Genomic DNA, 11,986 nt, shown 5'->3' with positions numbered 1-11,986 from the left:
TCCAATACTTAATGAAGCATTGAACGATTAAATAAAGAAACAGCGCACCTTAGATGCGCTGTTTCTTTTTGTAGTTGGACGGGGTCTTGTCCTGTTTGTAGTATTCGCGCGATATGCTTAGCAGTACGCCCATGGAAGCGAGCGAGACAAGCAGCGAGGACCCCCCATGACTGATGAACGGAAGCGTAACCCCGGTAAGCGGCATCGCACCCGTCACACCGCCAATGTTAATGACGGTTTGGAGGGCGAACAGGCTGACGATACCGACGCCGACGATCGTCCCGTAGGGATCCTTGCATCGAAGGGCGACAAGCAGCCCTCGCCACAAGAAGAAGAGATAGAACAAGAGGAAGAGCATGCTTCCGATAAAGCCGAATTCTTCTGCAATGACAGCGAAAATAAAGTCGCTGTATGCATACGGCAAATACTTCAGTTTCTGTACGCTGTGACCGAAGCCGGCTCCTGTCAATCCCCCGTGCCCGATCGCTTGCAGTGAACGGGACAGGTGATACGTGCTTCCGAGCTCATCGCTTGTCGGATCCATGAAAGCAGTGAACCGGTCAATCCGGTAATTCCACGCTCCTGGATCTTTCATCATGGAGATGCTGGCCCAGGCAGCCACAATAGATGTCATAATAATGCCTGCAAGGAAAAGCTGCTTCAAATTTGCTCCGCCTGCTACGATAATAATGAGCGCGCATCCGGCGATAACAATACTTGATCCCAAGTCAGGCTGAAGCATAATAAGTCCGCAGATGAATGCAACAATGACGAAAACCGGCAGCAATCCTTTTTTGAAATCCCGAAATTTATCGCCCTTCTTGGAAATAAGCGATCCCAAATATAGAATAAGGCCCAGCTTTGCAAATTCCGTCGGTTGAACGCCGAATGACCCGATGCCGAACCAGCTTTTTGCACCGTTTCTTTCTTCCCCGATGAACGGTACGAGTATGAGCATAATGACAACGGGAATGAAGTAAAGGATGAAGCCCTTCTTGAACTTCGTATAAGGAATATTCATAATTACGAACATCATGCCGATTCCAACGATTGCAAAGAGTAACTGCCGCTTCGTAAAGTAAAGCGCATCGAAGTCGAATTCCTTGGACACGACGGCGGTATTGGAGCTGGCGCTAAATACCATAACGAGGCCGAAGCCGACGAGTAGAAGCGTAAGGACGAGAAGCAAGAAATCCGGCCTGCCGCGCAGGCCGTTCGTCTTTGTTTTCATCTGGGGACCCTCCCCGCTCTAGGCGAGAAGTTTTTTCAATTCTTGCAGCCGTTGTGTCGCAGCGTTAAGGATCGGCTGCGGTACAGGCGACTCATAGTCTAGTCCGTGCGGGAAAGTGGCTCGTCCTATGTATATTGCTTCAACCTGCAGCACGGCATATGCAGACTCCAGTTTACCTTCGATGGCACGGGTATTAATGCGAAGGAAATAATCCTGCTGGTTGGCGCGGTCTTCCAGCTTCAAGTCATACGTTGCGCGGTAATACTCCCACTGCCAACGAACGAATCCGAGTTTCTCGGCTGTATCGTCGAGATGGGCAAGCTCACTAGTCAAGCCGTTCAGGCCTGTATTCTCAATAATCATTAAGGGTCCTCCTAAAAGGTTTGTGTGCAGAACGCGGCCGAAGGAGAGGCATGAACCAAAACTCACAACGGAAGGATCGGCTAAAGTTTGTGTGCAGAGCACGCCTATTGAAGCGTTTAGGATGCACGGTTTCATAGACTGCGAAGCGCAAAGCTGTACGCGGATTCCTAACAGCAACAGACCTAGCATCTAAGCAGGTTTCTTTACCATGATAGTATGTTTCCCCAGCCAGTGCAAGCCTTAGTCAGGCCCCCGTAATGAGTGAAAAGTGACATTTTTACGAAATTGATGGAGGAACGATTGCAATTTACTTTCAGTGGTATGAATCGTTCTGGTACAATGGGGAGAGATGAGGCAAGACGAGGAGGTTTGCGGGCATGAAGGACATGAATGATGAGATTCTGCAATCGCTGCAAACCATCTACCCGGATATGGTGCAGTGGCGCAGGTATTTGCATCGTCATCCCGAGCTTTCATTCCATGAACAGGCTACATCGGAGTGGATTGCGCAGAAATTGAAGGAAATCGGATGCGACGTGCAAGAAGGCGTGGGCGGATATGGATTGATCGCCACTATTCAAGGCACTCGGCCTGGACCGGTCATCGCGCTTCGGGCCGATATCGACGCCCTGCCGATTCAAGATGAGAAAGCGTGCGATTACGCATCCGCCGTGCCTGGCGTGATGCATGCATGCGGCCATGATGCGCATACGGCCACGATGCTCGGAATTGCAGGCTACTACGTCTCGCGGCGTGAGCAGTTTGCCGGGGAGCGGCGGCTTCTGTTCCAGCCTGCCGAAGAAGTAACGCCGGGCGGCGCGGTCGGCATGATTGCCGAAGGTGCGCTGGAGGAAGTCGATGCAATCTATGGCGTCCATCTATGGACTCCGCTTGCGTACGGCAAAGTAGCCACGAAAGGCGGGCCTTTCATGGCGGCGGCGGACGAGTTCTATATCGATATCGTCGGAAAAGGAGGCCATGGCGGCCTTCCGCATGAAACGGTCGATACGATCGTGATCGGCTCAGGGCTGGTGCAATCGCTGCAAACGATTGTAAGCCGCAATATGAACCCGCTTGAGCCTGCGGTCGTTTCCGTCGGTTCGTTTCATGCAGGCTCCACAGCCAATGTTATTGCTGAACGCTGCCGCATCAAGGGCACGGTCAGAACGTTCACGGAAGAAGCCCGGGAACGCATTCGCAAGCGGCTGGAAACGATCGTTACGCACACAGGAGAACTGTATGGAGCAGAGACGGCGCTTGATTACAGGGACGGATACCCGCCTGTGGTTAACGACGAAGCCGAAGCGGAACGGTTTTTCCGCGTTGCGAATGAGCTGTTCGGCGAGGATGCGGTCGAGCAGTCCTCCTATATAATGGCGGGAGAAGATTTCACCTATTATTTGCATAAGGTCAAAGGCTGCTTCATGCTCGTCGGAGCGGGAAATGCAGCCTGTAACGCGGTATACCCGCATCATCATCCGCGATTCGATCTTGATGAGCGTTCGATGCTCATGTCCGCCCGACTGATGATCGCGATGGCGGAAGACTTCGCAAGCAAAGAAAGAAGCTAAGCGATTGACCGATTCATGACGGGATGAGCAAACGGCGGCTAGCTGCAATCATGTTACTGGTAAGGAGCGAACGCGTCCGCATGTCCGGGGCGCGTTCTTTTTCATGAGAGAGAGGGTCTTACATATGAAGAGATTATCCTTTTTGATCGTTGTGGCAGCGGCCATAATGCTGATATCCGGATGTTCGCAGGCAGGCCGGTCTGCAGCGGATCCCGATGTTCAAAAAATGATCGACCGCTATCCGGATTTGGCCGGCAAGCCCTATACGATCGAGCAGGTGGAACGGATCATCGACGGGGACACGTTCGCAACGGCAGAGGGGCATAAAGTCAGGCTGATTGGCGTCAATACGCCGGAAGTAAAGGGAGAAAGCAAGGAGCTCGGATTGAAAGCAAGCGCATATGCGGCCAATCTCCTGAAAGGAAAGCAGGTCGTACTGTTCCCGGATACCGGGGACACCGATAAATACGGACGGCTGCTTCGCTATGTCTTCATTGAGCAAGAAACGACCATGTTCAACGAGCGCTTGCTTACAGATGGATATGCTTCCGTCATGACGATCCAGCCTAACGTAACGTATGCGGATTATTTTGTCGCATTAGAGCGTCAAGCGCGCGCAGCCGGTACGGGGCTATGGGGGAATCCGGATGAATCGGAACCAGAAGAGAAGGCGACGGCAGCGGATAAGGAAAGCAAAGAAGGGACGAAGTCGGCGCCAACCTGCCAAGATCCGCAAATTAAAGGGAACATTCGGGGGAGCAGTAAAATCTATCACATGCCGGGCGGCCAGTCCTATGAGCAAACCAAGGCCGAGCAGATGTTTTGTACAGAGGACGAAGCGGCAGCGGCCGGTTTTCGAAAAGCGGCCCGGTAAAGAATAAAATCGATCCGAATCCTTCATACTGTCTAGAAGACGATAACTGCAGCATTTTCCAGCAGTGATCCGATAGCAGGGCTAATGGAAGATGATCCAGTGCCGATTGCGGCGTGGTTCCCCGACCTTCCAGATCATCGCATAAGGAGCGGATGAAGCATGAAACGGGATGACCGTCCATTAATTGTACAAGCCGATTCCACGGTTCTGCTCGATGACCGGCACGCGGATGCGGAAGCGGCGCGCGAGCGGCTTGCCCAGTTTTCGGATTTGACCAAGAGACCGGGTCATCTGCACACCTACCGGATAACGCCATTGTCGCTTTGGAATGCGGCAGTTTCCGGAGTATCAGCGAATGAAATCATCGATTCCCTTGCCATGTACAGCAGCTATGAGCTGCCGCTGAAGGTTACGTCCCGGATTCGTACGATGATGGAGCGTTACGGAAAGCTGCGTCTGGAGCGTTCAGAAGACGGTTCGTTGACGCTGTACGGGGAAGCATGCTTATTAGAACAGCTTGCGGCGCAATCGGAGCTAAGGGAGATGCTGCACCAGGCACCGAATCATGAATTAGATGCGCGGCGCGTCAAACCGGAGGACCGGGGAATGCTCAAGCAGGAGCTCGCGAGGCAGGGCTATCCCGTAATCGATTTGGCCGGCTACCGGTCAGGCGAAGCGCTGCAAGTGAGGCTGCGCGAGCACGCGGGCAATGTTCAGCCGTTTCAGCTGCGGGATTACCAGAAGCGGGCCGTGGACATGTTTTATTGCGAGGACCGGATGGACGGCGGCAGCGGAGTCCTTGTACTGCCATGCGGAGCGGGGAAGACGGTAATCGGAATTGCGGCGCTGGCCAGGCTTGGCTGCGATACGTTGATTCTGACCTCCAATGTAACGTCGGTGAAGCAATGGAAGCAGGAGTTAATGGACAAGACGACACTGACAGAGCCGTTCATCGGCGAGTACGCCGGGAATTCCAAGCAAGTCAGGCCGGTTACGATCGCCACTTATCAAATCTTGACGAACCGCCGGCATAAAGAAGACGAATATACGCATATGAAGCTGTTCTCGGAGCGGAATTGGGGCTTGATCATATATGATGAGGTGCATCTTCTGCCCGCTCCCGTATTTCGCATGACAGCTGAGCTGCAGGCGACGCGAAGATTGGGGCTGACGGCAACGCTTGTCCGTGAGGATGGCCGGGAAACCGACGTGTTTTCCCTCATTGGCCCGAAGCGGTTCGATCTCCCGTGGAAAACGCTTGAAGCGCGCAATTGGATTGCGACCGTTAAATGTACGGAAATCCGGATCCCGCTGCATAAGTCGGACCGGGAACAGTACGCTGGCGCGGCAGCGAGCGGCAAGTCCCGGATCGCTTCGGAGAACGCCGCCAAGATCGATGCGGTAAAGGCGCTGCTCGATAAGCATCCGGGCAAGCCGGCGCTTGTGATCGGTCAATATTTGCAGCAGCTCCACAAGATTGCGAAGCGGCTCGAAGCGCCTTTGATGACAGGCGAGATGGAGCATGAAGAGCGCGAGCGGCTTTACGCTGCGTTCAAAGCGGGAGAAATTCCCGTTCTCGTCGTCTCGAAGGTGGCCAATTTCGCCGTGGATCTGCCCGATGCAGCCGTAGCGATCCAAGTATCCGGCAGCTTCGGCTCCAGGCAGGAGGAAGCGCAGCGAATCGGACGCATTATAAGGCCGAAGAAAGAGGATAATTCAGCCTGGTTCTACACCTTGGTAACCGAAGGGACGAAGGAGACGGAATACGCGAGAAGACGCCAGGTCTTTCTGCTGGAGCAAGGCTACCGTTACGAAGTCCGCAGCTGGCAGGCCGGTAATGAAGCTGATGGACGGAAGGAAGCTGTTCAGCAGGCTGACACCCCATACAGAGAGGCGGGTGCTCGTTGATGCTGAACGGCCCAATGAGCCATTCCGGGTTTCCTGCCGATTCGTTGTCCGCAATGGCTTTGCATACGTTAGCTATCGCAATGCGCCGCTTCGGTGCGCTTCCGTTTCAAGAAGAGCAGCTTCTTCGGGCAGGGCGAGCCGATTATTCCGGCGCCGAATACCGGATCGCATTCCTCGAGCTGAGGCATGCCGGGTTGATTACAGCGGTTCGCAAAGGGTGGGGGGAGAAGCTGTACAGCATCTCCCCTGTTACTTATTTCTATTGGCACCCGATTCTGTTTCCGGGCTTGCCGCTGCCTGTAGAAGATAACGGTATCGTATATACAGGCGATCATCCGGAGCCATCCCCGCCGCTGGGTCTTCAATTGCTTCACGCCATTGCGGAGCTGGTTAGAACCGGGATGAAGCTGACGGCGAAAGGAATGCTTACGAAGAGAACCGTCGAAAAAAGCACCCGGCATCTTTTCTTAAGAGAAGAAGCTGCGGACTTTTTGTCATTCCCTCACAATGCGGCCGGGTATCCATTCCCGATTGCCGTCATGCTCGATATGGCAGCCCGTATGAACCTGCTGCTGGTGCAAGACAGCCAGCTTGCTTTGAATGAACATGCATTCAGGCAATGGCTGGAGCGGCCCGCTCTGCATAGAGAAGCAGAGCTGATAAGGATGTGGATTGAAGTCTACGCGGCCCGTACCTCGAGGAGTGCAGATGCCGCCGCTCTAATGAGCCGATTGGAGCCAAGCAGCTGGTATCGGCTGGACGACCTGGATCTCCTTCTTGAATGTCACGCTTACGGCATGCAAGATGGCGTTCCAAGTCAGACGCCGGCACGAGCATGGTGTGGAATTATGGTCAGTTTAGGCTGGATGGAGGAGGCTTCGACAATCGATGGCGGCCGGGCTTGCCGCTGGCTTTACCGATGCGCGTTATCAGAGCCTGCAGACGTACAACCGATGGCAACGGAGTCGATCCGTATAACGCCGAATAGCGACATCTATGTACCGCCGCTAGCCGCGACTCGCGATCGCTGGCAGCTGGAGATGGTGGCGGAACGGGTTCAGTGCGACGTGATGACCGTCTATCGGCTGAGTGCGAAGAGCATCTCAGAGGCATGCGGAAGAGGAATTCAATGTAAGGATATCGTATGCTTCCTGGAAACGTCCTCGGGAGAACCGCTGCCGGAAACCGTGCAATATGCAATCGATGGCTGGGGTCAAGGCGCTACAGCAAGCCACACTTCGAGCTCCTTGAGTCCGCATGCAGGCGATGGAAGAACGCTTGATCCTTTATTCTCCGATCCAACGCAGATTAGCCACCTCGATCAATCGAATGAAATGCCGACGGCAGAATCGTTGTTTCAAGGTTTGAATGAAGTTCCTCTGGTCTGGCGCAGCCAAATGAGGGTCTATCATCCTTCGACCCGCAGGGAGCTGCTGGAACGTGCGTTAAACTGGCGTATACCGGTTAATCTAACCGTGTCGGGTTCCGTCGTCCGCTTTATCCCGGAGGGACTTGAAGAAGGGAACGGGGAATGGGCGGTTACAGGGAGGGTACGGCCGCATTCCGGTACTGAGACGGAGCCGGTCAAGCTATCCCCTGACATGTGGGACGAAATGATGCTGGTCATACCAAAGCTGCGTTTACACTGATCTTGCGTCAGACTCTACCTTTCATATACCTTCCTATGGTATGATTATGAGTAAGCCATAGGCAATATACAATTAAGGAGTGGGTGCAGTGCAAACGGTATCAACCGAAGAGGAAAGAGCGGCTACCTGGAGCACATCGTCCGATAATGGCGGCGGTATCCAGACACTCGATATGGCCGCATTGCTCCTCCATGCATATGAGTTAGGCGATATGATTAACCGGTCGGCAGAAGTCGCCGAATACGCATATTGGAAAGCTGTAGTCGATCAGGACGAGCAAGTCCAGCAAGTCGTGAGGCGGTTCGAGAAAGCGAAGGAATTGTTCACGGAAACAGAACGATTCGGAAGGTTCCATCCGGATTACAATGAAGCCAAGGACAAGGTCAGAGCGATTCAGGCGGAGCTTACGACGATCGAATCCGTCAGCCGTTTCAAGCAGGCGGAGGATGCGGTCGACACGCTGCTCTTCGACGTCGCAAGCCAAATTGCAGGTTCCATTTCGGACACGATCAAGGTGCCCAGCAATGCTCCTGTCAAAGGCGGGGGTTGCGGCAGCGGAGGCTCCTGCAGCTGCGGCTCTGGCGGATGCGGTTAACGTAGGGAGAGGCGGGGAAAGAGGATGTTTTCGGAACGTATAGGTTATATCATATGGGTCAGCGATTTGAAAGCTGCCCGCTCTTTAGATAAATATGGAACCGTTCATTACATGTCACGTAAAATGCATTATGTAGTCATGTATATGAATGCCGACCGGGCGGATGAGGTTGTGCGCAACATTCAGCGGCTTCCGTTCGTCAAGAGAATCGAACGCTCGTATCGCAACGAAATTAAAACCGAGTACACCCGGGGAGTGCCAGACAAAACGCGGTTTTACAGCTTGTGATCCGTTGGCTTCCAACCCGGCATAATTGGGGCGGAAGCCTCTTTTATCAGGCGGATCGCATCATCCGAAAGTTCCCCGGTCAGGCAAGTTTTATTTTTATTGAAATCTTGGACAGGCATGCTACAATGAAAGCGTATGTAAAATATAGATAGATAGACCTACATCCTGGGGAGGGGTGGATCGGATGAAAGACAAAATCACGGAAAGATGGGGGACTTACGAATCGTTTCACGTCGTTCTCGGCGACAAGAAAGTTGCAGATATTGTCATCACGAACCACGCCAAGAGCCGATGGGCCGATCGCGTCGAGAGCGAGAAGACCGGATATGACGATATCGCCGACTTTCTATGGCAATGCTTGAAGCAGGGCCGTATCGAGCCCTATTACCGCAATGAAGAAGATGTTTACCTGATTGACGACGACCTTGTTTTTGTCGCTGAATTTGCAACATTGGAGAAAGAAACCGACATTGCGGGCAATCCTCTCCACAAGATGATCGTGGTTACCTTCCTGGGTCGAATGTCCGAGACGATTGAACTGCGCGACTTAAAGTCCTATTACTCCTGGCTGAGACATTCCAGACGAATGACATTGATTAAGAACAGCAGAAAGAGAAAGTGAAAGTGATTTGCGATAATAGATAGAGTAACGATTCAGGGTGTAATCGTTATACGTTATACGTAACAAAGACATGCATGCGTTCGAAAGAGCACATGCATTTTTTGCATGGATGTGCATACTTTGTACAAGGTTTGCTGTATAATGATGGGCATAGAAAGGATGGTCGTTAGCATGGCACTTAATTTCCATCAGCTTCATATCTTTTATACCGTTGCTGAGAAAGGAAGCTTCTCGGCTGCAGCCGGAGCGCTCCATATGACCCAGCCGGCTGTCACGATGCAGGTGCAGTCGCTTGAGGATTATTTCGGTACGAAGCTGCTTCAACGCTCAACCAAGCGGATTGAATTGACGGAAGCGGGCCGTGCACTTATGCCATACGCGCAGCGAAGCATCGATCTGATTCGCGAGACCGATTCGCAAATGTCGAAATTCACAAAACAGCTCAAAGGACGGCTGCAGCTTGGAGCAAGCCTGACAATCGGCGAATACATACTTCCGCGGCTGCTGGGGCCTTTCGGACAGGAGTATCCTCATATATCCATCAGCATGAAAGTGATGAATACCGCGCAAATCATGGAGGACATATTGAATCATCATTTGAACTTCGGTTTAATCGAGGCGCCCGTCAATCATCCGGATATGCATATGGAAGCGGTTCTGAGCGACGAGCTGAAATTGATCGTCGGCAAATCGCATCCGCTTGCCGATGCGCAAGACGTGACGCTTGCCGACGCGCTTCAGTATCAAATCGTGCTGCGCGAGCAGGGCTCCGGCACGAGGCTGGTTATGGAGGAGCAGCTCCGGCAGATGAATATCGATCCGACCGATCTGAACATCATTATGGAGCTTGGAAGCACAGGGGCCGTCAAATCTGCCGTTGAAGCGGGACTGGGCATATCATTCGTATCGGCTTCCTCCGTTAAGCATGAAGTGGCGCTCGGTCTGATCAGGACGATACCGTTAACCGATGTGAAGTTCAAACGGCAATTTTATTCGATGTATTTGAAATCCGCGCTGCTGCCGATTTCCGCGGTCACCTTCCTTACCTTTCTTCGTGAAAAGGACCTGCACCAATGGTTATGAAATTAGCCGATCTTCACACCCATACGACAGCATCCGACGGCTTGCAGCGCCCGTCGGATAACGTTCGCCTCGCCAAAGCGGCAGGCCTTGCCGCGATTGCCATAACCGATCACGATACGGTGGATGGCATCGAAGAAGCCATGCAAGCGGGAGAACGATTGGGAATTACGGTCGTGCCCGGCGTGGAAATCAGCACGGTTGCCGGAGGCAATGATATCCATATCCTGGGTTACTACACGGATTGGCGGAATGAAGATTGGAGAGCGAAGCTCTCCGGCCTCCTGACGGTACGGGACCGGCGCAACGACATGATCCTGGAACGGCTTCGTTCCCTTGGAATCGCGATTTCAATGGACGAGGTGTTGGAAGAAGCGCACCGTCAAGGCAAGGACAGCGGATCAATCGGCAGACCGCACATCGCTGCCGTTCTGCTCGCCAAGGGGACCGTCAGCACGATGCAGGAAGCCTTCGATCGATATTTGGCCTCCGGTGCGCAGGCGTATGCGAATCCCCCTAGACTCCATCCGTTCGAAGCGATCGAGTGGATACGCGAAGCCGGGGGGACCAGCGTCATTGCTCATCCCGGTTTATACGGCGATGACGGCTTAGTGGAACAATTGATCCGGCATGGCGCCGAAGGCATAGAGGTGTTTCATTCGGATCACTCGCCGGAAGATGAAGAGCGATATGGCCGTCTCGCCCGTAAATATAATCTGATCGTAACCGGCGGATCGGATTTTCACGGCGAGCGGCAGGGTGAAATATTTCATGGGCCGATCGGCAGCAGAACCGTAGATGCGGCCGTGCTTAACCAGCTTAACCCCGCCTGGAGGAGGCGGCGATGAACGTAAGGCTGCTCACCATTAAGGAAGTGGCGAAGCGGACCGGGTTGTCCACCCAGCTGATCCGGAAGTGGGAGGAGCGTTATGAAGCCGTTATACCAGAGCGGATGCCGAACGGTTACCGGGGTTATACGAAAGCCGATGTGGAGACGTTATGCTGGCTGAAGCAGCGTGTCGATGACGGCGTGCCGATTGGAATGGCCGTGCTGGAGAAGCGCAATGGAGCGGTAGGGAAAGTGAAAGCTGCGGTGCTCCAGCCACTAGGAAGCACTGATCCGTCGGACAATCTAGTTACGGATTGGAAAGGGCCGGTCGATCGCTTGCTTCAATGCTTCGAACAGGTTGATTTGAACGGTGCGCAGAAGCTGTTCGAGCAACTGTTGTCCCTTCACCGCGTGGAGCATCTGCTCACCCGCATACTGGAGCCTGCGCTCGTGGAGCTGGGCGAGCGTTGGGAACGGGGAGAAATATCCGAATTCCAGGAACACTTCGGCAGCCACTTTATCCGCGATAAGATGCTGTCGATTCGCAATCTGTTCCAGCCCTCCGATACCAGTCCGCTTATCGTCACGGCCTGCGGGCCGGGAGAGCGTCATGAGCTGGGCATTCTATTCTTGGGATTCTTCGCGCTTCAGTACGGCTACAGAGTCATCTATTTAGGAACGTCGCCCTCGGAGAAAGGGCTGCTGGACTGTCTGCGTCAGATGAAGCCGGCTGCATTCACATTCAGCTTCTCGTCGAACGAGAGGCTTAAGAAAGCGCGTCCCTTCCTGATTGAGCTGGACAGGCAAATATCGATGCTGTCTCCGCATACCTACGTGTTCATCGGAGGCCGGATTATCGAAGAGGATGCGCGGATGGAGGGGACAAGCCGGGTATATATGCTGGGCGGAGACGCTTCAGGCGCGATTAACAAAATCGCGTCACGGCTTGCAGGCAGGCCGTGACGCGGTCGATACT

The 11,986-nt window shown here is 53.5% G+C and carries 12 protein-coding genes; 10 read left to right on the top strand and 2 right to left on the bottom strand.

Annotated elements, in window-relative coordinates:
- Nucleotides 1–49: 49 nt before the first annotated feature.
- Both ftsW and L1F29_RS20695 read right to left on the bottom strand, forming a co-directional pair.
- Nucleotides 50–1,231, bottom strand: coding sequence for a putative lipid II flippase FtsW (gene ftsW, locus L1F29_RS20700; protein ID WP_258383944.1), 1,182 nt, complete (start codon nt 1,229–1,231; stop codon nt 50–52).
- An 18-nt stretch (nt 1,232–1,249) separates the two neighbouring features.
- Nucleotides 1,250–1,594, bottom strand: a complete 345-nt coding sequence (locus tag L1F29_RS20695) for a YugN family protein (protein WP_258383943.1) — start codon at nt 1,592–1,594, stop codon at nt 1,250–1,252.
- A gap of 377 nt (nt 1,595–1,971) precedes the next feature.
- On the opposite strand from L1F29_RS20695, the gene L1F29_RS20690 reads away from it, so the two are divergent.
- From L1F29_RS20690 to L1F29_RS20645, 10 genes are all read left to right on the top strand, one after another.
- Nucleotides 1,972–3,165 carry a M20 metallopeptidase family protein gene (locus tag L1F29_RS20690; RefSeq protein ID WP_258383942.1) on the top strand — a complete coding sequence of 398 codons (1,194 nt, stop codon included), beginning with the start codon at nt 1,972–1,974 and terminating at the stop codon, nt 3,163–3,165.
- A 124-nt stretch (nt 3,166–3,289) separates the two neighbouring features.
- Nucleotides 3,290–4,039: a thermonuclease family protein gene (locus L1F29_RS20685; RefSeq protein WP_258383941.1), complete on the top strand. Its 750-nt coding sequence runs from the start codon at nt 3,290–3,292 to the stop codon at nt 4,037–4,039.
- A gap of 159 nt (nt 4,040–4,198) precedes the next feature.
- On the top strand, nt 4,199–5,947 hold the full coding sequence (locus L1F29_RS20680; RefSeq protein ID WP_258383940.1) for a DNA repair helicase XPB: 1,749 nt from the start codon (nt 4,199–4,201) through the stop codon (nt 5,945–5,947).
- Nucleotides 5,947–7,596 carry a helicase-associated domain-containing protein gene (locus L1F29_RS20675; protein ID WP_258383939.1) on the top strand — a complete coding sequence of 550 codons (1,650 nt, stop codon included), beginning with the start codon at nt 5,947–5,949 and terminating at the stop codon, nt 7,594–7,596. The genes L1F29_RS20680 and L1F29_RS20675 overlap by 1 nt, the downstream gene beginning before the upstream one ends.
- Before the next feature lie 172 nt (nt 7,597–7,768).
- Nucleotides 7,769–8,191: a YlbF/YmcA family competence regulator gene (locus L1F29_RS20670; RefSeq protein ID WP_258389756.1), complete on the top strand. Its 423-nt coding sequence runs from the start codon at nt 7,769–7,771 to the stop codon at nt 8,189–8,191.
- Between the two features lie 24 nt (nt 8,192–8,215).
- Nucleotides 8,216–8,479, top strand: coding sequence for a YlbG family protein (locus L1F29_RS20665; RefSeq protein ID WP_258383938.1), 264 nt, complete (start codon nt 8,216–8,218; stop codon nt 8,477–8,479).
- 184 nt (nt 8,480–8,663) lie between these two features.
- On the top strand, nt 8,664–9,101 hold the full coding sequence (locus tag L1F29_RS20660; protein WP_204818390.1) for a hypothetical protein: 438 nt from the start codon (nt 8,664–8,666) through the stop codon (nt 9,099–9,101).
- Nucleotides 9,102–9,272: 171 nt separating this feature from the next.
- The gene (locus L1F29_RS20655) at nt 9,273–10,184 is read left to right on the top strand and encodes a selenium metabolism-associated LysR family transcriptional regulator (protein WP_258383937.1); all 912 of its coding nucleotides are present in this window, start codon (nt 9,273–9,275) and stop codon (nt 10,182–10,184) included.
- Nucleotides 10,175–11,029, top strand: coding sequence for a PHP domain-containing protein (locus L1F29_RS20650; RefSeq protein WP_258383936.1), 855 nt, complete (start codon nt 10,175–10,177; stop codon nt 11,027–11,029). The genes L1F29_RS20655 and L1F29_RS20650 overlap by 10 nt, the downstream gene beginning before the upstream one ends.
- Nucleotides 11,026–11,973: a MerR family transcriptional regulator gene (locus L1F29_RS20645; protein ID WP_258383935.1), complete on the top strand. Its 948-nt coding sequence runs from the start codon at nt 11,026–11,028 to the stop codon at nt 11,971–11,973. The genes L1F29_RS20650 and L1F29_RS20645 overlap by 4 nt, the downstream gene beginning before the upstream one ends.
- Nucleotides 11,974–11,986 lie beyond the last annotated feature (13 nt).

Origin of the sequence: Paenibacillus spongiae (genome assembly GCF_024734895.1) — a bacterium.
GTDB lineage: Bacteria > Bacillota > Bacilli > Paenibacillales > Paenibacillaceae > Paenibacillus_Z > Paenibacillus_Z spongiae.
Note: the sequence above shows the minus strand (reverse complement) of the source record. Positions and strands in the feature narration are given on the sequence as shown.